At 57.7% G+C, this 300-nt stretch carries 1 protein-coding gene; it reads left to right on the forward strand.

The features are described from left to right. A partial coding sequence (locus tag ASG87_RS19140; RefSeq protein ID WP_157510879.1) for a transposase occupies positions 1 to 300 on the forward strand: 300 nt, incomplete at both ends.

Below are 300 nucleotides of genomic sequence, written 5' to 3' on the forward strand. Positions count from 1 at the left end.
TTTCGGACGTGGCAAAGCCCGTCTGGGTCAGGTGCAAAGCGTGCTGGCAGATAGTGGCTATGTGGGCCAGCCCTTCGCGCAGGATGTGCGAGCGGTCTTGGGCGAACATGTCACGGTGCAGATTGCCAAACGCAACGAACTGCACACGTTCAAGGTCATGCCCAAACGCTGGGTGGTCGAGCGCAGTTTTGCCTGGCTGGAGAAGAACAGGCGGCTGTGGAAAAACTGCGAGCGCATGCTCCACACCAGCCTGCAATTCATCCACTTGGCGTTCCTTGCCCTCCTCCTCAAAAGATTTTG

Origin of the sequence: Frateuria sp. Soil773 (assembly GCF_001428405.1) — a bacterium.
Lineage (GTDB): Bacteria > Pseudomonadota > Gammaproteobacteria > Xanthomonadales > Rhodanobacteraceae > LMSL01.